Source organism: Conexibacter sp. CPCC 205762, from assembly GCF_030646155.1.
Classification (GTDB): Bacteria; Actinomycetota; Thermoleophilia; order Solirubrobacterales; family Solirubrobacteraceae; genus Conexibacter.
In genome coordinates, this window is the sequence record NZ_JAUTDN010000009.1 from 38,962 (window position 1) to 65,139 (window position 26,178).

Annotated in this window: 18 protein-coding genes; 1 reads left to right on the top strand and 17 read right to left on the bottom strand. The window is 70.0% G+C overall.

Going from position 1 to position 26,178, the window contains the following annotated elements; genetic code table 11:
- Positions 1-248: 248 nt before the first annotated feature.
- From Q7L73_RS10360 to Q7L73_RS10390, 7 genes are all read right to left on the bottom strand, one after another.
- Positions 249-2,837 (bottom strand): hypothetical protein, encoded by a 2,589-nt coding sequence (locus Q7L73_RS10360; protein WP_304690371.1) that lies wholly within the window; start codon positions 2,835-2,837, stop codon positions 249-251.
- Between the two features lie 161 nt (positions 2,838-2,998).
- Positions 2,999-6,391: a hypothetical protein gene (locus Q7L73_RS10365; RefSeq protein ID WP_304690372.1), complete on the bottom strand. Its 3,393-nt coding sequence runs from the start codon at positions 6,389-6,391 to the stop codon at positions 2,999-3,001.
- 1,311 nt (positions 6,392-7,702) lie between these two features.
- On the bottom strand, positions 7,703-8,053 hold the full coding sequence (locus tag Q7L73_RS10370; RefSeq protein ID WP_304690373.1) for a hypothetical protein: 351 nt from the start codon (positions 8,051-8,053) through the stop codon (positions 7,703-7,705).
- A gap of 35 nt (positions 8,054-8,088) precedes the next feature.
- Complete coding sequence (locus Q7L73_RS10375) at positions 8,089-8,625, bottom strand: hypothetical protein (RefSeq protein ID WP_304690374.1); 537 nt, start codon at positions 8,623-8,625, stop codon at positions 8,089-8,091.
- A 192-nt stretch (positions 8,626-8,817) separates the two neighbouring features.
- A complete protein-coding gene (locus Q7L73_RS10380; RefSeq protein WP_304690375.1) occupies positions 8,818-10,689 on the bottom strand; it encodes a hypothetical protein in 1,872 nt (623 codons plus the stop codon).
- A complete protein-coding gene (locus Q7L73_RS10385; RefSeq protein WP_304690376.1) occupies positions 10,686-10,898 on the bottom strand; it encodes a hypothetical protein in 213 nt (70 codons plus the stop codon). Before Q7L73_RS10385 ends, Q7L73_RS10380 begins: the two co-directional genes overlap by 4 nt.
- 139 nt (positions 10,899-11,037) lie before the next feature.
- Positions 11,038-11,619 carry a hypothetical protein gene (locus Q7L73_RS10390; RefSeq protein WP_304690377.1) on the bottom strand — a complete coding sequence of 194 codons (582 nt, stop codon included), beginning with the start codon at positions 11,617-11,619 and terminating at the stop codon, positions 11,038-11,040.
- Between the two features lie 354 nt (positions 11,620-11,973).
- Between Q7L73_RS10390 and Q7L73_RS10395 the strand changes: the two genes are divergently transcribed.
- Positions 11,974-12,318: a hypothetical protein gene (locus tag Q7L73_RS10395; protein WP_304690378.1), complete on the top strand. Its 345-nt coding sequence runs from the start codon at positions 11,974-11,976 to the stop codon at positions 12,316-12,318.
- Positions 12,319-12,693: 375 nt separating this feature from the next.
- Here the strand turns inward: Q7L73_RS10395 and Q7L73_RS28705 are convergent, their stop codons facing one another.
- The 10 genes from Q7L73_RS28705 to Q7L73_RS10440 form a co-directional block, all read right to left on the bottom strand.
- Entirely contained in the window at positions 12,694-13,338 is a 645-nt protein-coding gene (locus tag Q7L73_RS28705; protein WP_370552386.1) for a DUF6283 family protein, read from the bottom strand.
- Positions 13,335-14,363 carry a DNA adenine methylase gene (locus tag Q7L73_RS10400; RefSeq protein ID WP_304690379.1) on the bottom strand — a complete coding sequence of 343 codons (1,029 nt, stop codon included), beginning with the start codon at positions 14,361-14,363 and terminating at the stop codon, positions 13,335-13,337. The genes Q7L73_RS28705 and Q7L73_RS10400 overlap by 4 nt, the downstream gene beginning before the upstream one ends.
- The gene (locus Q7L73_RS10405; protein WP_304690380.1) at positions 14,360-15,031 is read right to left on the bottom strand and encodes a hypothetical protein; all 672 of its coding nucleotides are present in this window, start codon (positions 15,029-15,031) and stop codon (positions 14,360-14,362) included. Before Q7L73_RS10405 ends, Q7L73_RS10400 begins: the two co-directional genes overlap by 4 nt.
- Positions 15,028-15,912: a DUF4262 domain-containing protein gene (locus Q7L73_RS10410; RefSeq protein WP_304690381.1), complete on the bottom strand. Its 885-nt coding sequence runs from the start codon at positions 15,910-15,912 to the stop codon at positions 15,028-15,030. The genes Q7L73_RS10405 and Q7L73_RS10410 overlap by 4 nt, the downstream gene beginning before the upstream one ends.
- Positions 15,913-16,010: 98 nt before the next feature.
- Positions 16,011-17,081, bottom strand: a complete 1,071-nt coding sequence (locus Q7L73_RS10415; RefSeq protein ID WP_304690382.1) for a DNA methyltransferase — start codon at positions 17,079-17,081, stop codon at positions 16,011-16,013.
- Positions 17,068-18,000: a hypothetical protein gene (locus Q7L73_RS10420; RefSeq protein ID WP_304690383.1), complete on the bottom strand. Its 933-nt coding sequence runs from the start codon at positions 17,998-18,000 to the stop codon at positions 17,068-17,070. Before Q7L73_RS10420 ends, Q7L73_RS10415 begins: the two co-directional genes overlap by 14 nt.
- Positions 18,001-18,067: 67 nt before the next feature.
- Positions 18,068-19,816 carry a ParB/RepB/Spo0J family partition protein gene (locus Q7L73_RS10425; RefSeq protein ID WP_304690384.1) on the bottom strand — a complete coding sequence of 583 codons (1,749 nt, stop codon included), beginning with the start codon at positions 19,814-19,816 and terminating at the stop codon, positions 18,068-18,070.
- A gap of 20 nt (positions 19,817-19,836) precedes the next feature.
- Positions 19,837-22,554, bottom strand: a complete 2,718-nt coding sequence (locus Q7L73_RS10430) for a DEAD/DEAH box helicase (RefSeq protein WP_304690385.1) — start codon at positions 22,552-22,554, stop codon at positions 19,837-19,839.
- Between the two features lie 383 nt (positions 22,555-22,937).
- A complete protein-coding gene (locus tag Q7L73_RS10435; protein ID WP_304690386.1) occupies positions 22,938-24,842 on the bottom strand; it encodes a vWA domain-containing protein in 1,905 nt (634 codons plus the stop codon).
- A gap of 32 nt (positions 24,843-24,874) precedes the next feature.
- A complete protein-coding gene (locus tag Q7L73_RS10440) occupies positions 24,875-26,122 on the bottom strand; it encodes an AAA family ATPase (RefSeq protein ID WP_304690387.1) in 1,248 nt (415 codons plus the stop codon).
- Between the last annotated feature and the right edge of the window lie 56 nt (positions 26,123-26,178).

Sequence of the window (26,178 nt, forward strand, 5' to 3'; positions counted from 1 at the left end):
TACGCGCTTCGATGGCGGTGTGCGGCACCGACCGGCAGGTTCAGCCCCCGCAGCAGGAAGCCCGCCATAGCGGGCTTCCCTTGCTCATGGGCAATGCCAGGCTCGAACCAGCGACCTCTTGCTTGTAAGGCAGCGAGCCGCCGGCTTGCCTCACAGCATTGAGCCCATTGACCCGCGCTACCAGGTCTCAAGCCGCCGCACGCGATCCTGACGCTGCGGCAGCGGCTCGAGGTGCGGGCTCGGTGGTCTTAGGGTCCCGACGGCCGAACGGTCACGGTCGTCCGCCGGCTGGAGCCTGTGACGAAGGGATAGAGACCCTGGCGGGAGACCTCGGCGACGAACTCGTATCGGGTCGTGACGGTCGTCGACGTGAACCGGTAGGTCGCGGTGTAGTGGCCGGTTCGGTCGGTGCGCACGACGTTGAACTTCTTCCACTGCCCGCCGGGGTAGCGGGCTCTGAGCGTGACGAGCACGCCGCTCTTCGGGAGGCCTTGGCGGCCGACGGTGCCGGTGAAGCGGACCTTGTTGCCGTTGCGGGCCGCTCGCGGCGCAACCCGCAGCGACACGACGGCCCGTGTGTTGGCCGTGATCGTGTTGCTTGAGCTGTAGGTCCGCGAGTCCGCAAACGCGAAGTAGACGAATCTAATCCGCCGACTGGGGCCCTTGGGCAGGATGTAGACGAACATGCCGGCCTTCGTCGTCACGACGCCTGTCTTCGCGACCCACCGGCCACCGGGCAGTTGCCAGGCAGTGACCAGCTTGGCGCCGCCGATCGCCTTTCCGGACGCGTTCACAAGCCGGCCGCGGACGACCTGCCGTTGGGCGAACCGTCCCGTCACCGTCGCCACCTGACGCCTCGCCTTGCCTGTGCCGATCTCGAACAACGCTCGGCCGCGGGCGTTCTCCGACGCGCCCGTCCCGTTGGACGCATGACCAGGTCCAGCGATCGGATTCGTCAACCCGAGGATGTCGAACGAGGGCGTTGAGGGAGACCGTCCGCTTGGGCCCAACGGGTTGGCGGTGTCGGGGTTCCTGGTGCCGTCGTCGCCGACGGGTCGTCTCTCGGTTCCGGTGTCTCTCCCGGTCGCGTCGTTGGCGGCCGCGATCGCGCCGGTGGCAGGTGTCCGGGCCGACGCGGTGCCGAAGGCGTTGGCGGCTGACACCTCGGCGATGAGGTGCTTGCCGACGTCGGCAGCCGTCACGGTGTAGGTGGCGGACGCGCCGCTGGCGATCGGCTCGCAGCCTCCGCCGGCAGTTGCGCATCGCAGGAACCGGGTCGACGTGTTGACGGCTGGCCCCACCCAGGTGCCGGGGAGGGCGGTCAGGCGGTCACCGGGTCTGGGTGCTGCGATCGGCGAGTCGGTGGTCCAATCGGGCGAGCGCGTGCTCCGTGGGGTCGGATCGGTGATGCCGTCCTGGTCGGCGACGATCTTCGTCGGGGTGCTGAAAGCCGCCAGCGTCCCCTGGCTGTTCGTTCCTGTCACCTTCAGCGTGAGACGGTGGTAGGCATCTGCGGCGATCGGCGTGTAGGTCGATGTCGTCGCGCCTTGGATCGGGACACAGGTGGCGAGGTCGCTCTCCTCGGTGGCCGTCGCGGGGCACCGCAGCCACTGCAGGGTGAGGCTTGGGGTCGGAGCGCCCGCCCAGGTCCCGGAGCTGCTCGTCAGCTCGGCCCCCACCGTCGGCGTGCCGGCGGTTGTCGGCCGGGCCGAGTGCGTCGGCGGCTGGAGGTTGTCGATCTCGGCTCTGCGGTTGAGCGCCGTGGTCTGGTTGCCGCTTGCGTCCTCGACGAGCACGCGAATCGCGTGGATGCCTTCCGGCGCTTTGGTGGTGTCGAACGTGACGTTGCCGCTGCCGACGCTGAGCTTGCACGGCACGGCGCTGCTGAAGACGTAGTCGTCGGTGGAGGAGAGCGTGGCGCAGCGGCCGGCGTTGGTGTCGATGACCTTGCGCTCGATGACGTTGCCGTCGACCTCGAGCACGGCCCGGTAGATGCCGCTGCCGACGTCTGTCGCGGTGAAGGCGACCCCTTCGGTGCCTCTGAGCACCGTCTCGGTGGCGAGCGAGCCGCTGACGTTGGTGACGGTCGCGTCAGAGGTGTCGAAGAGCGACATGCGCCCGCCGTAGATCCGGTACTCCCAGGCTCGGTTGGTGCCCCAGTCGCAGGTCGTTGCGTTGGCGACGCATGCGGCTGTGATCGTCCAGCCCGCCTTCGGCGCGACCTTGAGGTCGACGCGGTTCTCGGCGGGGAACGAGCTTGTCGTCACTCCGCGTCTGGTGACGTTGCCGGCGAACCAGTCGCCGCGCTCGGTCAGGTGCGCGGGCTCCGCCCAGATGTTGCTGGGTTCGCTGCCGGCGTTCTGGTTGATCGCGAGGTAGCCGTTGTTCGGTGCGTAGTTCCAGAGGGCGCGATAGATCGTGCCGGCTCTGAGCTCCAATCCTGCCGGCACGGCGTAGTGGATGGTGGTGTAGGTCCCGACGGCGTAGCTGCCGGCCGAGGCGCTGATGCCGATGCCCTCGTTCGAGAGGGGGTAGCGCTGCGGGCACGACGAGATGCTGTTGGCGAGGTTCCAGCGGGAGTTGTTGTGCGCGATCTCGATCTCGACGGGAAGTCCGCCGCCGACGCCTCTCGTCGTCACGGGGTCCGAGCAGAGGACCTGTGTAAACGCGCCGCCGGCAGCCGAGGCGCTCGGCGCCGCGCCGGCAGACGCGATCAGCGCGACCGCGACGCCTCCCGTCAGCCTCCGCAGGAAGCCGTTGCTGCGGCGCTTGGGCGGGCGCGTGTCCGCTCCTGGCTTGTTGTGGTCGTGCTGGCCCGCGTGGTTGCGACGTTGCATCGGTCCCTTTCGGTCGCGCGCGTCTCTCTGGCGCGTGGGTGTGAAGATGGCCGGCGCGTCCTCGCCAAGGAGACGACCGGTCGTGGGTTGTGCTGTGCCACCTGCAGCCGTTGAGCCGGCTGCGTCGCGTGCCCGCTGCAGCGCGAGCGTCCAGGGCGTCGTCATCGCCGAGCCCCCGGTCTCAGGTCGACACGAACGTCGCCTCCGGTGCGTGCGGCGAACCTTCCGGCGGCGCCGACGGCGGTTCGGAGGACGAGCTGGGGTCCGCCGGCGTGCCGCCGTGGCGTCGCCGCGCGCACTCGCCAACGGCCATCGGCTGCGACTCTGGCGGTCGCGAGCCGCACCCACCGCATGTCGGATGCGAGGTAGTCGACCCCGAGGGTCCGTGCGGCGCCGTGCATGGTGCCGTGGAGTTGGACGCTCGCGTCGGTTGCGTGACCGACGAGCGTTGCGACGCCCTGGATCGTCAGCCGCGCGTCGAGCTTGGCCGGCTCGTGGGACGCGTTGCCCGCGAACGTCAGCGTCACCACGCGAGTGCCGCGGCGCGCGTTCGACTCGATCCGGACGCGGCCGCGTCGATCTGTCGTGGTCGTAGTGAATCGGGTGCCGTCGCGGACGGTGATCGGGGCGTTGGGGAGTGCTGCGCCAGCGTCGTCGACGAGCCACGCCGACCACCGGGCCGATCTGTCTGCCCGCGCGACGACGTGTGCCGTCGGCGCTGCGCTGAAGCGGCAGGTCCGGCCCTTCACGATCGCTCGTCCGCGGCCGCTGTCGAGCCCGAGCACGACCAGTGCGCTCCCGTCTGCGGCGCGAGCGGTGACCCGTCGCGGCGACTGCCCGAGCCAAGTGACGGGCGCTCTGCTGCGTGCGATCCCGAGCAGCGCGCCGCGACCATCGCGGACGGCCACACCGTCGGGCCGTGTCTGGAGCTGGAGCACCACGCGCCGGCCGGCGAGCACGCGAGCGCCGCCGGGGAGCGTCCCGTCGACGCCCAAGTGACCGTGTGCGGGCAAGTGCACCCGCAGCTCTCTGACGCAACGAGCACGTGGCGCGGTACTGCTGAGGATGCTGGCGACCGCAGGCCGCTTGCCGGCGGCGAGCGGCCCGACGGGAGCGGCACCTTCCGGCGGAAGGGCAGCCAGCGCCACGATCTCCTCGCCGGTGGGCGGGTCCTCCGAATCGGCGGGCTCTCTGGCCTGCGGGTCGTCGATGATGAGGACCGGGTCCGTGACGGCCGTCGCATTTCCGCCGGAGTTGCTGGCGACGATCTCGGCGCGGACGGCGCTTCCGATGTCCGATCGATTTGAGATGTAGGTGCGGTCGTCGGCGCCGTCGATCGCGACGCAACCGGTTCCGCGGTCGTTGCATCGCTGCCATTGGACGCCGACGGTCAGGTTCGGGGTGCCGTCCCAGGCGTCGCCGCCGACGTCGAGCGTCTCCCCTGCCGCGACCGCCGCTCTCAGGGCGGCACCGGGCGGCGGCGGCAGCGTTCTGCCCGCCGGCGCCGTCGTGCGCGGCGGAGCGATCAGCACGGGTGGCCGGGCCTGCACGACGTCGCTGGGAGCTGACCGCTCTGCACGCTCGCCACCCGCGTTGCGGGCAACGACGGTGACGCGGAACGTCGCGCCAACGTGCTCGGGTCTCAGCTGGACCGTGTCGCCGACGGCGTCGCTGAGCGGCGTGCAGCCCGTGCCGGCTCGGTCGCAGATCCACCATTGGCGCTCGACGATGGCCGGCGCTGGAACACCGGTCCAGCTGCCCTCGTCGCTGGTGAGCCGCTCACCTTCGAGCGCGGATCCCGTGACGCCGGGCGCGAGCGTCGCCACGGGCGGGGACGCGAGCCGGCTGCTCCCAGCTGCGACCGGAGGGCCGATGTTGCCCGCCTCGTCCTCCAGCGCGATCGCGGTGGGCCACTCACCGGGCGCCGGCACAGCGCGACCGAGGACCGCCGTGATGTCGCCGCCGGCGACGCGGTCCGTCTCGCAGGTGGTGGTGTTCGCGTCGCAGCGCGTGATGTGCGCGGCGACGATGGGTGATCCGTCGCCTGGATTGGTCCAGCGGAGGTCGAAGGCGTTCGTCGTCGTCCAGGCGTTGGGGCTCAGGCTGGGGGTCGTCGGCGTGTCGCCGTGGTTGTCGGTGCGGAACGTCGTTCTCTTTTGAGTTGCGTTGCCGCTGGCGTCGACGGCCTCGATCGTCAGCTCGTGCTCACCACCGGCCAGCAGGCCGGTGTCGATCGTCGCGGTCGTCACGGCTCTCTCGCCACACCAACGACCCGCCTGCCACTGGTGATCGCACGTCGCGTCGCTGGTCGACGGGATCGTTCTGCCGTCGACCACCACCGCCGTGTGCTCGATGCCAAGGCCGCCGACGTCCTCGGCGCGGATGCTGATCGCCTGTCTTCCGCGCAGCCATCTCGTCGGGGCGGTCAGTGGGCTCCCGGTAGCCGAGCTCTCCACGAGGACCGGCGCTCTCGGATCGTTGACCGTCACCGTCATGCGGCTCGCTCTCCACAACCATTGCGAGCTCGTGACCGTGCAGGGAGATCCGTAGCAGTGCGCCTCCCACGCGACGCGTCGCGTATCGGCGGGGATCGAGACCGACTTGTCGGTCGCAGAGAACGCTCTGCATTCGGTCTGCGTGTTGCAGCCGGCAACGATCGGCTGAACGTTGCTGTCGTTGAACGCGATCGCACGCAGATGCCAACCGGGCCCGATCGCCGGATTGGTGGTCCACGTGCCGACCACACCGCTGAGCGTCGCTGCGGGAAACGGGCTGACGATTTCGAGGCGGGCTGAACCGTCCCACGCGATATCGCCGATGCCGCTGGTCTTCAGCTGCACCCCGTCGACGGCTTCCGCGCACGTCGCGGGGATGTCGAACGCGAAGTACGGCTCCAGATACCAGTTCAACCCTCCCGTCCACATGTCGGCGGGGTTGAGGACCGCCGAGGCCATCTCGCAGGCGCCAACGTCGATGGTGCCGGCCCTCGCCGCAGGCGCGGTCATCGCGCCGCTGGCCGCCAGTGCCACGATCGCCAGGAGCAAGCCGAGCAGCATGCTGGTCGGCCGGTGGCGCGATCGAGCGGCCGCAGGAAATGGGTCCGCCGAGCCGTTGTTCAGCGCAGTGCGCTTGAGCCGTCCGCGGCTGTCTCGCGACGCCCGCACTGCGGTTCGTGTGCGTCTGCGTGGGATCGCGCTCGGTCGCTGAAGCCGCTCCTCAACTCCGAGCCGGCTCACGGACGGCGCGACTCGACCAATCGCGGGGCCTGCCGCCCGCAACCACATGCGCAAGCGGGCCGCGCCAGGTCCGTCGGCGGCCGGCCGTCGCGTGCGCGCATCGCCACCGCGTTCGTCGGGAAGGCGCAGGCGCCAAGTTCGCCCGTCGCAAGTCCGGTTCCAGGTATCGTCTGCTGTTCCGCTGGCTTCGGCCATCGGAACCTCCTCAATTGAGCGCACGAAAGCGCGTTTGGTTGACGTGACGACCGCCTCGCCCTCAGAAAGCCACGGCGGTCGTCGCACGGGATGACTCGCAGCACCCGCCACGAGTCCAGTCATCTCTGTTCACTTAACCGACCGCAGAAGCGGCAGCGACCGACGCGTCCGACGCGTCGCTTGATAGCGCGCACGTGCAGAGGCAGAGGCAGGCTTCACGCCTCCCTGCGGACGATCTAAGTGCCTGCTGTGGGCCTACCTCCCTCGGACTGGTGCAGTCGATCAGCGAACGCGACTTCGCGAACGACGAGACCTACGCGCCCCTTCCAACCAACTCGGCAGTCAAGCAGCCTTGAGCAAAGTTGCCAATCCCTGCGTGTAGGTATTGGACACATGTTTGTCGTTCTCACCAAGACGCTGTTGTTTACAGTGAATGTGCCGAGTAGACACTGAGCTGCGTCACCGTTGCGCTCTCATGATCGGACGTCGTGCGCCGTCGGCAATTCGACCCGAGTGAGAGTTCCTGCGCTCGCTGACGCGCCCGCCACTGGCGCGACGTCCCGGCGCTCCAGCGATCCAGCGCCGCACGCCCCGACAGCGAGGAGAGCACCGGCGACGACGAGGCCCGGCAACGGGGCGTGGGCCGCCACCCACGCGCTGATGCGCCGCCACCCGCGTCGGCGAGCGCGACGAGTCCGCGGAGGGATCGGCGTGGGTTGGACCGCCGCGCGTGAGATGCGTCCGAGTCGGCTGGCGCGAAGGGGCATCGGACGTTCCTTTCGATGGGCCGCCGCACCGTCGCGCCCGCCGTGACCTGCTGCGGGCCACGCCCACAACCAGACGCCGAGCACCTCACCGACGAGCGGTAGGCGTCGCGAAGTCCGGGGAGGGAGCGGCGCTGAGCGAGAGACACGGAGTGATCCGGAACAGAGCGGAAGTCGAGGACTGGATGGCGAATGTCGTCAGAAGTCGCCTGGTTCTACCCCCCCAATCGCTGTCCGGGCCGCCGCCTGCTTCCTGGCTTCCCGCCCGCGCCGCCGCTTCAGCCCCCGAGGACGGTCAGCTGCTGATCGCCAGGGTCTTGACGCTTGACCTGGTCCATTCGATCGACACACGCACTCTGCTCCAACGACTCCGTGCCTTGGACCGCGTCGAGCGCGAGCTCGTGCTCGACGGAATCGCTTCGTGGCAGACGAACACGAGCCGCGACGAGCGCGCCCGATGGAAGGAGCGCGAGCACGCCGCGCGAGTGCAGCGCGTCAGGACCGCTCTCGCCTAACGTCCCCGTGGCGGCGAGTTACCTCGTCGGTTCCGGTGCGTGTCGCGGCCGACCCGCACCGATCCAGCTATCCAGACCTGTTCCATCCCGGCCCCCCCGGAGGAGGACGAGCGTCCCGACCGAGGACCGGGCTCTCGGATCGTGGGCCATTCTCGTCAGTATTCCGGGTAGCAGGCGTTCGAGCCGCCGACGAAGCCCATTGTGATGCGTGCTGAGCCACGGGTCAGCAGCACCTGGGCCGTGTTCGACGGCCGAACCAGTCGGCCGGTTCGCGTGACGCTCCAGCCCGGGTGGGCGCCGGCGTTGACGCAACGGGCTGCGAGACGTCGCGCAGTGCGGCAGCTTGCGTTGGTCGCCCGGATGCCGACCGCGGCACCGGTCCCAGCGTGGTTGGCGACCTGCTTGCACGGGTGGCTGCGAGCCGCCGTGGCGTCGCTCGCGTCAAGCAGCGCGGCGGGGCACGCGAGCGAGGCGACCAGACACAGCAGGGTGCGGATTCGTCTCACCGTCGGGCTCCTTGGTGCGGGTGTCGAGGTGGCGCTCATTCGCACCAGCGCTTCCAGATGATCAGGCGACTCACTCGGCCGCCGGACGTCTGTGCGATCACAGCTGGGAAGCGGCCGACCGAGCAGTCGCTGCGGTGGAACGCGAAGCCGTAGCCGGTCACGCCGCCGCAGAGCTGCCGGGTGCAGCGATGCGGCGACGACCGAGCGGCGCGCCGGTCGCTCACGCCTGGGCCAACACCGTCTGGCGTGCGCCAGCGCCGGGTCGTCACGACCGCGCGGTTGAAGAGGCCGGTGCGGCACGGGTTGCCGGCATCATCGTCGAAGACGACGAAGTCTGCCGTGAGACCGAGGCCCCGCCACCGTTTTGTGCAGTTCCACTCGCTCTCGCGGACGGTGCGCGTTGGCGCGCCGAAGGCGGTCTCGATGCGCGCTGCGTCGCCGGCGCCGTCATCGACGAAGACGCCCAGGCGGGCGTGTTCGAGCCCGAGCCCTACGGTCAACGGCTCAGCGGCGCTCGCCGTCGCAGGCGCGGACGCGAACAGAGCGAACAAAAACAACGAAAACAGGCGCATCGGGGTGATGCTACGTCGCCGTCGTGTGCCGCGCGCCGGTACGAGCCTCCGGGGCGAATCCTCAGGAACTCGTTGCCTGTACGAGCCGACGCGGACCCCGAAGCTGCGCGTCCGAACCGAAGGCACGCCGGTGGAGTCCGCCGCTGTCCGCCGGGGCGCCACGTCGGCGATCGCGCGTTCCGCGCCGTTCGCCTAGGTCAGTGGTGGCCGCTGTGGTCGGCCGAGCCGTTGCGCCAGCCGCTTCTTGATTGCCACGTCCATCAGTTGCCGTGAGAAGACGGCGATCGTGAGCGCCTGCGGGGTCAGGATTCGGCTCTCAGGTCCGTCGCCACGTCCTGGCGCAGGCCATGCCTGTGAGGTTCCTTCGAGTGCGCGTGCTGTGAGAACCGCCTCGATCAAGGCCTGTTCGAAGGACTCCTGGACGGCCAGGAGCACGAGCTGGCGTTCAGCAGACCCGCGCGCGAAGGTGGCTTGCCAGCGTCTGACCATGTCGGTGATGAGCCGGAAGTCGCCGTTGATGGTCAGCAGGTCCGCGCGCTGGTCGTAGCGGGCCGCGAGGTCTTCCAACTCGCCTGCCGCGCGGGTTCCCTCGGCGATTGCCACCCACCGCACCGTCGGGAGCTCGATCGCTGGCGGGGAGCGGCGCGCCCCCGCTTCCCGCGGTGTCGGCGGCTGCCGCGTTTGCGCACGACAGGTCGGCGCAGGCTGCCGGGCGGACCGTCTGCCAGGCATGGGGAGCGACCTGTCGGCCATGACGTCGTAGCCGAGGGCAGGGGCATCGTGCGCAATCTCGCTGGCGACGCGATCGCCGCGCGCTCGCCGATCGTGGTCTGTGCCGCCGACGGGTCCGCGGGGGCGGCGGTAGGCGCTCACCTGGAAGATTGCTGCGTGCTGTTCAAGCCGGCTCCGGATCGACTTCCTCGACTCCGGAGCGTGGGAGAGGTCTGCCTGCAGGCCGCGCAGCGCGTCGGGGAGGCTCGCCTGAAACTCGCGTCCCCAGCGATCCCACGCCGGCTCGGCGCCGTCGACCAGCAGGTGGGTGCGTTTGATGTCGACCTCGACCGCGTCCTGGCGAGGCTCGAGATAGATGACGACGCGCTCGTAGCCAAGCCGCAAGCCGAAGCTGTTCTGCAGCGTGGCGTACCCGCCTTCGGTGGAGTCGAGCATCGCGAACAGCTCGCCGCGGTAGAGGACAGCGAGGTGCCCGCTCGAGGCCCAGAGCGGGCTCTGCCGCCCTCGCTTTGGCTGAGCGCGCAGCAGCCACCAGTGGGCGCGGGCAGCGTCCAGCTCAACCGTCCCAGCCTTCTCAGCTTGCTCATCGAGGTAGCTCCGCTGACCGCGGATAGCCGACCGTGCCTCAGACGACGGCGCGCCCTCGCAGACCACGACCGTCACCTCGCGTGGCAGCTCGAAGTAGCGGGTGTTGAGGTAGTAGCGGATCCAGCCGCGGCGGCCCACAGTGCGAGCGAGCGGTGGTCGGGTGGTGTCGTGCGCTGTGTCCCGTCCGAGGAGGATCACCTGCGTCCCGTTGCGCCCGTCCGCGAGCAGCTGAGGTCGAAGCTCGTCGCCGATCGCGCGCCATGCCGCCCCGTCGCCGTCCGGATGCCGGTGCTGCACGAGGCCGTAGACCGGGACGCCGCCGGCGTCGCCGGGCATACGGCGCACCTGGACCTCGGCGCCCTGGCGTCCGCGCCAGGAGCGCCAGATGATGCCCTCGGGGTTGTGGAAGTAGAGCGCGATCTTGGCTCCCATCCCGAAGTTCGCGTCGCGTGCCTGGTTGCGGCCGCTGGCCGCGAGGTTGCCGAAGTAGTGGACCATCTCGGCGCCCGTCAACCCGGTGCCGTCGTCGACGACCGAGAGCTTGCGTGCCCCAGTGTTGCCGGGCGGGGTGTGCGCGCACCACGCGACGCTGCCGGCGCCTCCGCGTGCCAGAACGGCCTCGATCCCGTTTTGCGTCAGCTCGCGCAACTGCTGCAGGGGCCCGCAGCTCGCTCCTTCCTTCTCGAGCAAGAACCCGGTGTTGAGCGCGCCGATCGCACGAACGCTGCTCAGGTCGTCCGTCATATCTCGTCCTCCTTGTCAGCTTCGTCGACCAGGTCACCGAGCCGTTCGGCGGCTGCGCTGAGTTCGGCTGCGCAGCGACGGGCGCAGGGCCGCTCGGCTGGGTCTTCAACGGTCGTCGGCAGTCGCCCGCCGACGAGGTCGGCGATCCACCCCGCGAGCCACTCGTACGTCTCGGCCGCGCCCGATGACCGTCTGTCGTCGGTTTCCATGCGCGGGACGTTCACGACCTCTGGAGAGGAGACCCTGCGGTTTGCATCTTGCCGTCGGGCTCTCGGCGTTTGACGGGTGCGAGCCGCCCGCAAGCGGCTGGGCGTCGCTCGCTGCGTGCGGGGCGGTAGAAGCCCCCGGCTAGTCGACGTCGCGGGGCGTCAGGCCCATCGCGACCGCCAGCCGGCCCGCTGCCGCGGGCGTGACGTGGGTCAAGAACCGGCCTCTGTAGACCACGCCTCTGATCGTTCGATCCGACGTCGCGACGACACCGAGCAGGCGCAGCGAGTCGATCGGCGAGGCCCACCCCCCCGCCTCGGCCAGCACGGTCGGATAGTTCTCATGCGCCTCATAATGATGCCAGAACGCTTTGCGCAGCCGGTCATTGGCGACGGGCGTCACGGAGGTCTCTTCCATCGCGCGCCGGTCGTGATCCTCGTCTACCAGCTCGGCCGCCATCGTCGGCGTGACGTGTTCGGCCTCGGCCGCCGCCTCCAGCGTACGTCCCGCGTCGATCGCCTCGACGATCCGCCGCGCGCGGCGACGGCATCGAAGGCACGGCCCCGAAGTGCTCTGTTCGCACTTCTCGCAGCTGTCAAGCGGCTCGCGCCGGCTCCGACATTCAACACGGGTTCGCGTCGAGCTCCTGCCGGCAAATGCTGCTCGTCCCTCAGGCGTGCGCGATCGAGCGCTTGGCGTCCAAAACAATGACGTGCTGCTCACGCCGACGAATTTAGCTGAACGCGATGTCGCTCTCCACCAACGTCGCCGCATTGGAGCTGCAGGATGCGACGTTGGAGCGGCCGCCGCCAACCAGCCGCCGGGCGCCGACGGCACCGCAGATACGGCGAGACCAGTCGTTAACGACAAATAGCGCGGCGCCACCGTTCGGCAGGGAACGCGCTGAGAATCCGGTCGTCACACGACGCGCTTAAACGCGAAAAGCCACCGGCTCCAGGAGACGGCGGGGTACGGGCCGGCGTCGTACGTCCTGACTACATGTCGAGTTCGGCGTCTCGCTCTGCGCTGGGTTGCGACCCTCGGTATCGTGGCGCCTTCTCGGACCAGGAGAGCAGTGTGGCCAACGACATCTCGGCGATGAAGCGCGACATCGAGCGGCGCCTGCGGGACCTCCCGCAGTTGATCGAGGAACACGACCGACTCACGGCAGCGCACCGGATCCTGAGCAGCAACGATCGCCACGACGACGATCCCGTGGCGGTCCCGAGAAGACGCGCAGCACGAGGCGCCAACCGCGGCGCGATCCTCGCTGTCGTGAAGGAGCGGCCCGGGATCGCCTCGTCTCAGATCGCGGTCGCGACAGGAATCGCGAAGACGGTGGTCTACTCCACGGTCGCCCATCTCAAGCGCGACGGCGAGATCCAGCCCGAGAAGGGCGGCTACAAGATCGCACGGCGCTAAGCCCGCCACTCCGAGCCGAACGACCCAAGGAGCCGAAACGACCCGCAGGCTGGACGACCGCGAACGCGGCGCTTGCGCCGCGTTCGCCGGGCGACGCGGCCGGAGCAGCGTCGCTCCGGCCGCGAAAGGCCACACTGGTCACGTCGCGTTCGCGACGACGTCGGCCACTTCCTCAGGTGGGCCGAGTACGGGCGATCCGCGCGCGGATGTCTCTCGCGCGGTCATGGAGCCAGACGCGGTCGACGTTCGCGGGGTTCGAAGGCGCGACCTTGATTGCGGCGCGGTCCAGCTCGAGCGCTGCTTCAGCCAGCGCGTGCCGCAACTCCGCGACCTCGATCGCGTCAGACGGTGGATCGATAGGCGTCATCGCGCCCTCTAGGATCTCGGACGCGGGTTCGGATGATCCAAGCGACGCCGTACGTGCCCGAGCGGACCGTTCTTGAGCTTGGTTAGCACCTCGGCCCAGGTGTCGTGAAGCCTTGGCCAGTCCGATCTTCTGCGCAGATATCTGGTGTCAAGCTGACCCCATGCGATCATGATCCGCAGTCGGATGCTCGTCGCGGGTCCGACCTGGGTGAGCCAGCTGGCGCAGACGAGCGGCCGGTGCTCCGGGGACATGTGGCAGGCGAAGAGCCGGGCGTTGAGATCGTGCGTGCTCGCCTCGCCGAGTGCCTCTGCCAGCTCCATCGAGAAGCCGGGGATCCTCGTCCCGTCCTGGTCAACGCGCCAAGGGCAGGACGGACATGGTCCCGGCATCACGCGCACTCTGCCGTCCGCGTCGAACGACTCCGCCCGTGGAGTGCCGGGCGCACGGCCGACGCCGAGTTCCCCCGATCCCACGCTGCAGCCTGAGCGATCCGGCGCCTGCGCCGCCCCGGCGGCCTGCGCTTGGCCTGCGTCGTCGAGTCGAGCCGCCCCTCCGAGCTTCGGGGCGCTGCCTTCGATCTGTCGTGCGTCGCGTTGCGCCGGCGACCTCATGCGACGATTGTGCCGGGCCGCGACTACCAAAGCGCCGTTCATGCAGCCCGGTTGTGCTCTGCCGCCCTACCCCGCAGGGGCTCGACGGACGGCAGTGCGGTTGCGTGCCCGTTGCTCGTTCGCCTTCCCACCGCGGAGGTCGGGCACGAGCCGCCCGCACCGAAGGGACGGCGTCGACGAGGCGGGTCGGTCGCGCGATCCCAGAGCGCTTGCTGCTGCTCGATCGGCCGGTTGGACCAGATGACCTCGATGGCGCGCGACGACGCCTGCCCGTGCGTGTTGGCAGAGGACTTGCGCGTGGCGATCTCGCGACGGTCCCAGTCTCCGTACAGCTGGGAGTAGAGCGGCGAGTTGTAGCCGGAGAGCACGACCGCTCCCGAGAAGGCGAGCAGGCGTTCGGCCAGCGCCTCATGCTCGCCGTCGGTCATGAACTCGTGCGCGTAGGCGCCCGCGGTGCGCGTGCTGCGCAGGTAGGGCGGATCGACGTAGATGGCAGCGTCGGGCAGGTCGCATGCATCGATGACGTCGAGCGCGTCGGTGTTCTCGATGGTCACCGATCGCAACCGTTCGGCGAAGGCCTCGAGCGCGTCGGCGCGTCGTGCCGCAGCGTGTGCTCTGGAGGTGTGCTGGCGTTGGCCGGCGGACCAGGCGCTCCGGCGGAATGCCGCGGTTGCGTTGACGCTCTGGCAGGTCAGCACGAAGAAGCGGCGGGCGCGTTCAAGCGGCTCGTCTAATGGGCCGAACCGGTCGCGACGACAGTCCTCGAACTCGTCGCGAGCGTACGGAGTGAGGCGCAGCGCGTAGGCAAGCTGCGGTGCTAGGGCGCGCATCACTCGAAAGAAGTTCACGACCTCGCCAAAGCGGTCGTTGAGGATCTCGTGCGGCGTCGGCGACTTGTGGAACAGCACGGCCGCCGAGCCGCAGAACGGCTCGGCGTAGACCCGGTGTGGTGGAAGAAGCGAGACGATCTCGGACGCGACACGGGCCTTGCTGCCGTAGTAGAGGAACGGCGTCGCGACGCCGAGCGGCAGAAGTGCGCGTGCGCCACCGCGCGGCCGAGCCGTCACGGCCTGGCCCGGCGCACGGGCCCGCCACGACGTTCGGCGACGGCGGGCTCGGGCGACGTCGGACCTCGGTGCTCGTGCCGATCGCCGACGACGGGCGGGGACGGGTTGGGCGCGGCGTCGCTGCGGAGGACCGGGACGGAGAAGCGGCGGCCCTCGGCGTCGTAGATCTGCACCATGGCGTCGTCGACTGGCGCAATCCACCGCAGACGTCCCGCGACGCCGAGGCGCACGCACACCTGGCTGCACGGCAGCTCAGTGAGGTGCGCGCCGGGCGGCACTCCCCGGGGGAGGTCGGCGCCGTGCGCGTCCGCCAGATAGACCGCTCGGGCGAGGGTCGTCGGGACCAGCGACGCTGACGCCGCGATCGTGACCGTGACGGTCGCTTGTGGCAGGAGACTTCCCAGAAGCGTCCGGACCGATCGTGCGACCTCCTCGCGATGGATCGCGTCAGGCCGCGGGTCCTTCACGGCCGTCTCAAATTCGGTCGGCCCCGCACGGAGGATCGCCACGGCCGCAGGGCCGGGGCGGATCTCGACCTCGACGCCGTCATGCCGGTGCAGCTTCAGACGACGGTCAACCACGATCGGATTGGGTTCGCGCCTGCATTTGCTGTCTCCCTTGGTCGGTGGGTGGTCGGACTCGCGCTCGTGCGGAGTCGACGCGGTCATTTCGAATGGTCCGGGTAGCTCTGGGCCGCCTTCCAGGCCGGGTCGACGTCCGGGTCGCTCGGGAGGCGACCCGCCGGGTCGGGCAGCAGCAGCTGAACCGCGTCGGTCGGATGGTCGGGGTCCTTGCTGACCAGGGCGAGCAGGTGCTGCGGGCAGTTGGTTACCGCGACCGCGTAGTCGCCTTGGAGCAGGTCAGAGCGCGTCTCGCCGGCCTGCAGCCTGTGTGAACCAGCGAGGATCTTCGCGCAGAGATTGCTCAGAAGCGGGCCGGCGGACTCTGCTGGGATGCCGACGAGCACGAGCTCTGGATGCGTCGCGTTCTCGACGAGGCCGACGGTGTAGGCGAACCCCGGCAGGGCCTGCGGCCCTTCACGGCCGCCGACCACTTGAATGTAGAAGCCGTGCTCCACGAGGAGGTGCGTGGCCCTTTGGCGGTAGGCCTCGATGCGTGCGGAGAGCACCGCGGGGCGCGCTGCGGCGAGCGCGGCATCGAGCGCGACCTTGGCATCGACGAGGTCGTCGCGGTCCTGGTAAGCGAGGAGACTTCGCATCTCGGCGGCGGCGTTGAAGGAAAGCTGATCCAGCTCGATCCGCCGGGCGAGCGCGTGATACAGCAAGATCTCCCGGTACATCGCCAGGATCCAGGAGGCTCTGTCGATCCCCAGTTCCTCGAGCTCTTCGCGAGCGGGCCCGACGCGGACCGCGCGCTTGAAGTCGGCGATCGTCTCCGCCAGCCACACCGAGACTGCACGGCGAGCCTCGGGGGTCAGCAGGTTGGGCACCAGTGGTTGCTCGATGCCGGTTCTGGCTTGTTGGGCGGCCTCCTGCGCGCTGGCGTCGGTGTCTGGTTCGTCGTCGGAGTGTCTTCTGATGTCAGCCATCGTTGGGCTGCTCCTGTCGCCTGTGGACCGGCCGGTGCGGTAGCACCGTCGGTCGTGTTGGTGGGAGGTGGTCGCGCTGCGAGCGGAAGGCGGGCGAGTCAGGCGCCGAAGAGGCGTGGCGCGCGCTCTGCCGGCCAGAGGACCTCGTCGAGCAGGCGGGCGGCCGTGAACCGGAGTGCCTCGGGATTGAGGTCGCCGCCGAGGAAGCGACGGTCAAGGCGCAGACAGGCGTCGCCGACGACGCCGGCGCCGCTGAACGCGTCAACAACGAGGTCGGCTTGACGGCTGAAGGCCTCGACGATCCGCAGGACCAGCCGCAGCGGGAGTTGGTTGTCGTAGCGGAGCAGACCGCGCCGGGCGACGCGTCCGTTCTCGGGCCACCAGTCCAACGGGTAGTCGGCGCCCGACCGGGCCAGAGGGAGGTCGCTCGGGGGCGTGAAGGTCCGCGCGGGATGACCCAGCGCACCGCGCGCGAGAACGGTGATCGTCCAGTGGGAGATCGCTGCTCGTCGTGTGCTTCGGAGGGCAAAGGTTCGGAAGGCGGCGATGCTGTTGACCCAGGTCAGGCCGCTGCGCTGCCCGTGGTATTGGACGGCGGCTGCTTGCTGGGGGCCGGTGATGGCGGCGAGCTGGCCGCCCATGCGAAGAGCGCTCGCGGCGGCGGCGACCCACCGCGCCGTGAACGCGTCGTACGCGCCCGGGTCTACGTCGACGTAGCCGGGGACAGTGCGGGTGCGGTCGCGCGCGTAACCGCGGGCCGCAGCCGCGGGGTCGTCGCGGCGCAAGCCGTAGGGCGGGTCGGTGACGATCAGATCGACCGGCTCCTCGACCGAGTTCAGCAGGTCGACGGCGTCGGCGAGCCGCAGCTCGAAGTCGGCAGGCGTCGCGCCGGCGATCAGCAGCGTGAGCCGACGCGGGCGGGTGGGGGTGCCTTCCAGCAGCCAGGTCGCGCGATCGACGCGGCGGGCTGCGTCCCCGGCGCGCAGCGTCTGCAGCGCGCAGCGAACGCGGTGTCTCCAGCGCGTGTCGGTCGGATGGGCCGGCCCTGGCGGATCGTGGCCTCGGTCGCGGCTGATGTCGACCGAGGCGCCGCAGAGCCGGTAGAGATCGGTGAGCGTGTAAGTGCCGTGGCTCAGCGTGCGGAGGACGTCGGCTTCAGTGCGAAGCACGGGTCGGCAGAGCCGGGAGCGGGCTGCGGTCGCGTGCGGCGATGGTCACGCGCCAGTCGGAATCGGGCTCGTGGGCCGAGACCGATCCGGTTCCGTCGTAGTCCACCAGTCGCTGGACGACGGTTCTCATGAAGACGGGGCTTCGCGGATGGCCCCCGACCGCCTCGTCCACCAGGGCGCGGGTCCAGTCGGCCTGCAGCACCGCGAACCGCTGCGCGCGATCCAGTTCCGCGAAGCAGCGCAGGGTGTGTCGATCCAGCTGGTCGCCGCCGTCGTCGTCGCCAGCGCCGATGCTGACCAGCCAGTTCCAGTCATCGGTCAGCTCGATCGGATCATGCTCGCCGTACGGCTCGACGAGCACTGCGGCGAAGTCGCGAGCTGCGTCGGAGTTTGCGTGCCGTATGCCGCAGGCGCCCGCCCACGACTCGGTCAGGACCTTGTAGAGCGGGAACCGATCGGCTGCGGTGACGAGGAGATCGCCGAGTGCGTCGCGGGCTTGCACCAGATCGCCGCTGGCGAGCGCGTCCGGCACCGACTCGGTCTGGATGGCCCAGACGACGGCCGGCATCGCGGCGCCAAGCGCCTGAACGAAGGCGATGACCCGAGGATGCGACTCGTGGCCATCGGGGCTGGCGATCGGCGTGGTGGGCAGCTCGCCGGGATCGCCTTCCGGCACCGGCAGCACCGTCGCGGCGCCGGCACTGATGACGCCAGCACGCAATCCGTCGAGCGAGTCAAGGCCGTAAAGCGCCTCGATCAGCTCGATCTCCGACGACTGCGTGAGAGATGTTGCGGTCTGCCCGTCGTCGCGGCCCATGTAGCCGCGAAAGGGCTGCCACGCCCTGGCTGTGAGCCACTGGGCGTGAGCCAGCACGGGCGCGATCCCGCCGAAGCGAGCGAGTTCTTCTTGCCTGAGCATCGTGCTCCTGATCGTGAGGTTTACGCGGGCGGCCGGGCGCGGCGCCGCCGCTGTTCGGTGCGTCGTGTCAGGCCGCGCGGGCGCGGCGCTTCAGACTCGACGGGTTGTGCGAGACCAGCGCGAGGTTCTCGCCGGCAGGCAGGTCAAGCCGCTCGACCACGGTCGCGGCGAAGTCTTCGGGCGCGTGGTCCCACGCGTGGGCGAGCGCGAGGATTGCGGTGCCGATGCCGCCCGTCAGGGTCGCGTTGTGCGTGGGGATCTGAAGTCTGCGGTGGCGCTCGCGCGCGCCGACCTCGCGGGTGTCGCACAGGGCGCCCGCCACGACCGCCGAGACGGTCATGCGCTTGGCGTCGATCGTTGACCGCTGCGCGATCTCGGCGTCGAAGCGGCGCTGGGCCTCCTCGGCGCCGAGCGGCGGTCGGTCGCGTTCGTCCATGAAGCCGCCGGTGCCCTCGACGGCCTCCACGCGCCAGTCCGCACGCACGTGTCCTAAGCCCTGGCCGACCAACAGTCGGATGCGGGCGTGGCAGATGCCCAGTAGGATCGCGTCCAGTGAGTCGGGCAGGTCGCAGCCGTCCGTGCCGCTGGTGATGGCGTCGCAGAATCGGCCGACCGCGCGGTTCCATCTCTTCGCGTCGGCCTTGATGTCGCTGATGACGTCCTGCTCGATGTCGAGGATGGTCGGCGGCAGATTCTCGGGCGTCGCGGCCTTGTTGCCGTAGCGGGCGGCGAGGGCGTTGGTCGCTCGGACGGCCCATTCGAGCATCAGGGTTGGGCTGGTGCAGATGACGGCGCGAGCGAGGAGGTCGCCGTCGCGATCGCCTCTGGTGTCGAGCGCGACGATCGCGCCGTCGGGCGCGGTCTGCATCGCCTGGTGGACGTCGCTGGGCTCGACGTGCGCCAGCCGCTCATCGGGAGCCAGTTGTGAAATCAGCTCGAGGGCAGCTCTGACGTCGCGGGCGAGCGCGGTCCTCTCCCGCCACTGTCTCCGCGTCTTGAGCGCCTCGACCGCGCGGTTGATGACGTCGTCGACGGCGAGGACGTCGAGGCCGCCGGAGAACACCTCGGCGTAGGTGACGTCTTGGACACGCCCATCGCGGACAGCTTCGTAGACCACGAGGTCCGGATTGGCTGCGACCTGGCTTGCTCCGACGCGTTCCCCGAGGTCGCGAATGACGCCTTCCACGACCGCAGGGGCGCGTTTGGCCAGCGGCACCAGGCGCGTGGCTGCCTCCTTGGTGAGCTGGCCGGCGTCGAGCTTCTCCAGCGCGATCGGGGGCAGTGACGCTGCGAGTCGAAGGTCGCCTCTGATGGTCGGCACCGAGGTGCCGTAGTTCTCGGCGATCGCCTGGAGCGTCATTCTCGTGGCGTTGACGCATGCTGCGATCGCTGCGATCCGCTCGCCTGGCCGGAGAGCGCGCCGGTGCTCGTTCTCGATCGTCGCGATCGCGACGATGGTGGCCGGATCGGTCCCGGGAGGGTGGATCGCGGCGTGCACCTGGCCCGTGCCGGTGCCGTTCTCAAACAGCAGCCGGATCGATTCGTAGCGCCGTCTGCCCGCGACCAGTTCGTGAGTGCGGCCTTCAACGTCGGGTCTCTCGTATTCGACGACGTTGATGTTCTGCAGCTGGCCGTTTTGCCCGAGGCTTCCGGCCAAGCCGTCCACGTCTTGGAGGTCGCGGCGTGGGTTGTTTCTCGCCGGTGCGATCGCGGTGATGTGCAGGACGGCGACTCTGAGGGGCGCGTGGATGTCGCGAGTGGCGAGGTGCAGCTGGGTGCCGGCGGGCGCGGCCGCGGGCTGGGGCTTTCTGGGCATGGGCCTCCTGGTCGTGAGCGTTAGGCACGCTGCTCGATCAGCCGAGCGGCGATGTAGCCGGCGGCGGTCGCGTGCTCGCCGAGCTGGTGGTCGGCGGCCAGCGCAGCGAACTGGCCGGCGAGGTGGCTGCGGGCATTGGCTCCGTCGAGCATCGCGACGGCTGGGGCTGCACGGACCATGAGCTGCTCCTGGTGAAACCGCATGTAGGAGCCGGCGAGGAGGCCGATGATGACCTCGATCTCGGGCCAGCAGGATCCGATGCGGGCGGCGCGTCCGTTGCGCTGCGCGAATCTCGGCGGCGTCGGCGGAAGGTCGATGTGAAGGACGCGCTGGGCGCGTTGAAGGTTCTTGCCGCGTATCGACTTCGGGCCGATGAGCAGCGCGTCGACGTTCGCCTCGCCGGTGCGGAACGCGCGGCAGAGGCGATGCCGTTCCTCGGCCGGTGTGCTGCCGGTCAGCAGTCCTGCCTTGATCCCGAAGCGCGACTGCAGTTCCTGGTCCAGCAGCGTCAGCGGCGGGATGTGCTCGCAGAAGCCCAGGATCGGGTGCCCGCCTTCGACTGATCTGGCGATCAGCTCCGCGTGCAGCCGTCGCATCGTCGGCGTCTGCCCGGACTCCTTGAGACGCTTGATGTCCTCGTCGAGCGCGAGCAGCTGCGCAGCGTTGGAGGTGCTCGCCAGCGCGGCCTCCCAGTCACATGCCAACCGCGACGCGAGCGGGCCGAGGTAGCGCAACGACCGCAGCGCGCTGTCGAGCGCCAGCTGATTCTGCCGGCCTCTCTCCGACGTGGGATCCAGCGCACCGGCAGACTCTGCGGCGTCCACCAGCGTCTGGAGCGCGGCGATGAGGCGGTTCTCGATCGACTCCATCGCCCGCTGCTCAAGCTCGGTCGGCGGAACCTCGTGGACGAGCGGCGGCGCCAGCCGTGGCATGACGTGCTCGACCTCTTCTGGGGTCGGCCGTGCGATGACGGGGCTGAAGGACTCGTGCAGCCGCGTGAGCGTCGCGGTGTCGGTGACCCGCAGCTTGTTGAGCCGTTGACGGCCACGGCGCATCGTCTCCTCCGAGTAGCCGCGCCCGACGCCGATCTGTTTGAAGACGTCGGTGTGGCTGACGTGGTACGGCGTGGCGTTGGCGACGATGCACCGGTCGGCGTTCTGGCGGATCCGCCGCGCGGCTCGCTCGATCGCGCTCTCGCCGATCAGGAAGTCAGCGTCGTCGATGACCATGACGTCCCAGAAGCAGACGACGTCGCCCTCGGCGCCGCCGGGATCGCGGCGGACCGTTTGCGAGAGCGCGGCGACGGCGGTGCGCGCGACGGTCTGCCCGCACAGGAACACGACCGGTCCGACGCCTGCAGCGGCGTCGAGCTCGCGCATTGCCTTGGTGACGTTGCAGCTCGGGGTCAGGATCCGCACGATCGCGTCCTTGGTGAGGAACCCGGCTTCCTCGGCCGTGCCGACCAGCACGTCGTCGCGCCACTGCGCGACCAATTCGTCCTCGACCAAGATCAGGTCGCGCGTGGCCGGCGTGGTTCCGGCCCACCGGTTGAGCGTCTCGACGATCATCGCCGACTTGCCGCTCCCTGTTCCGGAGGCCAGCAGGATGCCCCGGTCGGTTGCTTCCATCTGCGCCACGAGCCGTTCCTGGAAGCCGTAGAGCTGTTCCCCGTTGGGGAGGCGACCGGTGCCGCGAACGGGCGCGTGCATCATGCGCACGACGTCGGCGACCTCGCCGTCGATGCTCGCCGCGCGGCCAGATCGCTGGTGGTGCTCGATCGCGTCCAGCGCGACGGCGACCGGGACCTCCTCGGCGCTGATGGGCGCCCCGGTCGGTTGCCCGACCAGGAGGGTGCCGCGGCCCGGGAGTCCGGCGACGGGGGCGACTGCGAGGGTGCGTCGCCCTCGCGTGATCAGCTCCTCGGCGACCGGGAGCTGCTGGCGGTCGAGCGCGAGGACCGCGGTCCGGTCGGTCTGGCTGATCTCCCACAGGAGGCAGGCCATCACCGCTGGCGTGAGGAGCTTGGTGCGCGCATGGTCGCCGTCGAGCACCGACTCGCCGCAGACCGTCGTCGCTTGCGCCAGCGCGATCCGGCACTCGAACGTGTCAAAGCGCGCGTAGAGCATCGGTGGGGGTCCGGTGCCGATCGCGTCGGTCAGCTGCTCGAGGTAGGCGTCGCGCTGCCCGCGGCCCTTGAGCAGGCTTCCAAGGCTCACCGTGGCGACGTGCTGGGCGTGGGCGTGGGACGGCGCGTCTCTTGGGCCTGTTCGCAGCGCTCCGGGGATGCGGCTCGCGAGCTGCGTCAAGCGGCTGGCGGCGTTCTTGCCGGTGTCGCGGTTGAACGTCAGGGTCTGGCCTCTGGAGCGGTTGAGCGGCCGTCTGCTGGATCGCGAATCGGCGATGTAGCGCAGCTCGATCACCGGGTCGATCGTCCAGTCCAGCCGCAGCAGCGGCTCGTGCCAGCGGTCATCAGCGAGCCAGTCGAGGCTCTGGACCGGGCTGCCGTCACTGGTGCGCAGGACCGCGCGCCACAGCGCCATGGTTCCCGGCCTGAGCGTGAAGCGGGCGGTCGCCGTCGCCGCGATGCGACCGTCGGCGAGCATGTCGCCGGCGTCGACGAACACGGTCGTGTCGCTCGCGTGCTGGCTCGGACACAATCGCGACCCGTTGACGGTTGCCAGCGGATAGGCGAATTCGTGCCGTGCTGTCTGGGGTGGGGCCTCGACGAGGTCCGGCAAGGTCCTCGCGAGCGTTCTGCGCACGAGTGCTGCCGCGGCGTGCGCCGTCGTGATCTCCGGGGAGTCGATGCAGGCGAGGCTCGTCGTCCCGGTCAGCTCCGCAGCCCGCGGTAGCGTCTGGGAGGCCTGCGCGAGCGCGCGCGGGTAGGCCTCGGGCCATGCGCGGCGGGCGAGGTTGACGGCGCGGTCGTTGAGGCGGTCGAGACTCAGCAGCTCGCGTGCGGCCTCGACGTCGATCCCCGTCGGCTCCCTCGGCGGGGACCCGGTCGCTCGTCTGGCAGGCGACGATGCGGGATCTGGGTGGGCTGCGTGCGCGGGCTCTGGGTCAGGCGGGCGGTCCTGCAGCAGGGCAGGTCCGGTCATAGGCGTCCTTTCTCAGGCGGTTAGCGCTGTGCGGTGAGGCGGCGGCGAGACGCGCCGCGCCGCTGTCCGCGGTCGGCGAGCACCGCGTCGATCAGCACCGTGGCGAGTGCGTCGCCGAGTTCTGTCGGCTTGTCGACGCGGACGCCGGTTCCAAGCGCGTTCATCGGCTCGGCTCCGGCGCACACCGTCATGGCGCGCATCCCGGAGCGCAGATACGGGCTCAGGACCGCGTGGTCGTGGGCGTTGTAGTGCCAGTCGCCGTCGGAGACGACGGCGAGGATGCGGGTGGCAGCGGTGTCGAGCAGGTTGAGCCGGGCTGCGCCGACGAGAAACGCCTCACTGATGTGGGCGGTTCCGCCGGCGGCGTACATGATCGGGACGCGGCTTGGGGGTCTCGCCGGATCGATGAGGCCGGTGGCCTGGTTGCCGAAGGAGACGACGGCGACGCGCCCTCTGAGGCTGCGAGCTCCTTGTGCGATCGCCCACCCCATGCCGACGGCCAGATCGATCCAGTGGCCCATGCTGCCGCTGCTGTCGACGAGGACTACCACCAGCGGGTCTCGCAGCAGGCCACGGACGGGCTCGACGCGCCCGAATGGTTCGGCGTTTGGCGCGAGGCCGCGGGCCAGTTGTGCGTCGCGTCGGACGAGCTCGGTGAAGTCGATCCGGCCCGGCGGGTAGCGCGTCTGCAGGCGTTCGTCCCGCAGCGCCGGCACGGCCGCGATGCGGCGGTGCACCTCGCGCGCGACTGCCTGTTCCTCCGCCGTCGGCTGCCGCCAGCCGGCCACAGGGTCAAACGGGACGCCGGGCAGGCCGGCACCGGCGAGCACGGCCCTCCGGGAGGACCGGGACGGGTCCCCGTCCCCGGCTCTGACGGCACGGCGGATCTCGACGCGAGCGCGCGTGTCCTCGACATGCGCCAGCGCGTCGCCGATCGGCTCCCACTCGCCGGGCTCAAGCACCGACTGGGCCTCGCCGACCGTCGCCACCAACGCGATGAGATCGATGGTGGGCCCGACGACGTCTTGGCGATCGGTGTCGGCCGTCGACGCGCCGGCCTGGGTGCTCGGCTCGGCGTCGGGCGGCGTCGTCTCGGCCGGCGTGCTCGCGGTCGGCATGCCGACGGCGTCGTCCTGGTCGTCGCGCCCGGACGCGCCGGCGTCGGTCAGGAGGTCGCGCAGGCGCTCGCAGCAGGCCCGCATGCCGGCCTCGTCGGCGTCCTTCACGATGACGACGTCACGTGCGAGCTCGTCGAGCGCGGCAAACACTCTGGGTCTCAGAGCCGGTTCAAGGGCGTCCCGGCACGCCCGCACGACGGTGGGGTGCAGCAGCTGGGCGTGGTCGGCCCCCAGCGCTCGCAATGCGATGTCGACGAGCGGCAGCAGCTCCCCGTCGCCGACGGCTTCGGCCAGAGCCGGGAGTCGGTGGCCGGCGAAGACGTAGCCAAAACAGCCGCGGTACCACGGCTGCTTGACCGCCATCGATGCCTCCATGCGCGCCTCTTCCAGCAGCCGGTACTCGCGGTCCAGGCCCGCGGCGGCCAGGGCTCTGAGCATCGTCAGGAGGGAACAGAGGATGTGGCCGAGCTCGTGCATCAGGATCCCGTAGGCCTCCAGCGCGCGGCCGATCTCCTCCTGCGTCGCTGGCGTGATGAGCGGCTTCTGCTCGGCGACGGGCATCGACGGATCGCAGGCCCACAGGTAGCCCGACATCGTCACCAGCTCGTGTTCGAGGTCCGCGGCGGCGACTCCCGGGACGACCAGTCCGGGCCGGGTCTTGACAGCTAAGACCTTGCCGTGGGTGGTCTCGCGGGCGACCGCGGCGAGAAGCGCCAGCAGCCGTCGCCAATCGGGGTCGGCCCGTCGCGTGCTCTCGTTGCGGGCGATCGCCCCCATCACGACGCCCGCGAGGTCCTCAAGAGGCATGACCGCTCCCCCCGTTCGCCAGTGCTGCCGGCCTACAGCTCAAGGGGCGTGAGGTCGAGCTGGTCGGCGCCGGGCATGTCGCCCCACAGCGCGTCGATCAGCAGCCGAGCGATGCCGTCAGCGCCGGTGAGCTGGCATTTGGTGATGAACGCGCGCAGCGCCAACTCGGTGCCGACGATCCGCTCGGCTTGGGTGATCGCGATGATCTCGCGCCGGCCGGGCACCCAGTCGTCCGCCATCGCGGCCGCGTGCTGCACGTCGTCGAGGTCCAAGCCCAGGAGCGTCAGGCGCGCGTCGACCGCTTTCAGCGCGTGGTGCCGGCCGGGCTCGTGATCGGCGCCGACGCCACGGGACCGCCCAGAATCGCTGGGAGCCACGTAGCCCGAGCATCGGGCGAGTGCCACGAGCAGTTCGACCATCGTCACCACGTACGGGTTGGGCCGCAGCGCGGCGCTGCGCAGCGCCGGCGACAGAGCCACGGGGCGATAGGCGGTCGTCGGAGCGAGCGTCGGGGCCATGACCACGGCATCGGTGTCGGTTGCGGGCACCGTCATCGCGCCCAGTCCGCTGGGGTTGCAGACCGACAGCTCAAGCTTGAGGCGGCTTCGGACGGAGGCTTCCAAGGGGAATTGGGGGTCGTTGTTGTCGGTGAGGATCGCGCGGAACGTTGTGTGGGTCGGGACATCGGGTTCGCCGGGCTCGTAGGCGTCCAAGCTCAGCGCCTCGCGCTCCATCGGCGAGTTCAGCGCCTTCAAGACGTAGCCCAGCAAGTCGGCCTCGTTGATGACCAGGCCGCCGCCGTCGCGGATCGTCCGAGCAGCCTTCGCGAGCCGAAAGACCCAGCGGCCTTCGTCATCCTGCGTCGGGCGCCCGACGACCGCCTCGTCGCGCACGCCGGTCGTGCCGGCCATCACGACGACGCGGGCACGGCTCGATTCCAGCGGCTCTCTGTGCATCGCGGCCTGCGCCGCGACCATCGCCGCTTCGGCCAGCGACGACTTGCCGTAGCCGGCAGGTCCGTAGAGCCGGATGTTCCACCCGGCCTGGATCAGCAGCGACAGCAGCGTCACGTCGGTGACGCGCGTCCCTGGCACGATTCGGACCTCGTGCGTCTTGTGACCCGGGCGCGGGCACACGACCGTCTCCCCCTTTCCGATCTTGCCGACATTGGGATCTCTGGGAGGTCTGATCCAGCTCGGTTTGATCGGGGCCAAGACGTGCCCTCCACGCGGCGCACCGGCGCCGTAGGCCTGTTTGACGACCTGGTCCAGATTCGGCATAGAGCTCCTTGCTGAGCACGCGCCGAACTCCGGCGCGAGCGTCGAAGTCGAATGAC

Coding starts and splice junctions, on each gene's coding strand:
- Q7L73_RS10360 (WP_304690371.1), bottom strand. CDS start 2,837: ATGCAACGTCGCAACCACGCGGGCCAGCACGACCACAACAAGCCAGGA.
- Q7L73_RS10365 (WP_304690372.1), bottom strand. CDS start 6,391: ATGACTGGACTCGTGGCGGGTGCTGCGAGTCATCCCGTGCGACGACCG.
- Q7L73_RS10375 (WP_304690374.1), bottom strand. CDS start 8,625: ATGCGCCTGTTTTCGTTGTTTTTGTTCGCTCTGTTCGCGTCCGCGCCT.
- Q7L73_RS10380 (WP_304690375.1), bottom strand. CDS start 10,689: ATGACGGACGACCTGAGCAGCGTTCGTGCGATCGGCGCGCTCAACACC.
- Q7L73_RS10385 (WP_304690376.1), bottom strand. CDS start 10,898: ATGGAAACCGACGACAGACGGTCATCGGGCGCGGCCGAGACGTACGAG.
- Q7L73_RS28705 (WP_370552386.1), bottom strand. CDS start 13,338: ATGAACGGCGCTTTGGTAGTCGCGGCCCGGCACAATCGTCGCATGAGG.
- Q7L73_RS10405 (WP_304690380.1), bottom strand. CDS start 15,031: ATGACCGCGTCGACTCCGCACGAGCGCGAGTCCGACCACCCACCGACC.
- Q7L73_RS10410 (WP_304690381.1), bottom strand. CDS start 15,912: ATGGCTGACATCAGAAGACACTCCGACGACGAACCAGACACCGACGCC.
- Q7L73_RS10420 (WP_304690383.1), bottom strand. CDS start 18,000: ATGCTCAGGCAAGAAGAACTCGCTCGCTTCGGCGGGATCGCGCCCGTG.
- Q7L73_RS10425 (WP_304690384.1), bottom strand. CDS start 19,816: ATGCCCAGAAAGCCCCAGCCCGCGGCCGCGCCCGCCGGCACCCAGCTG.
- Q7L73_RS10435 (WP_304690386.1), bottom strand. CDS start 24,842: ATGCCTCTTGAGGACCTCGCGGGCGTCGTGATGGGGGCGATCGCCCGC.
- Q7L73_RS10440 (WP_304690387.1), bottom strand. CDS start 26,122: ATGCCGAATCTGGACCAGGTCGTCAAACAGGCCTACGGCGCCGGTGCG.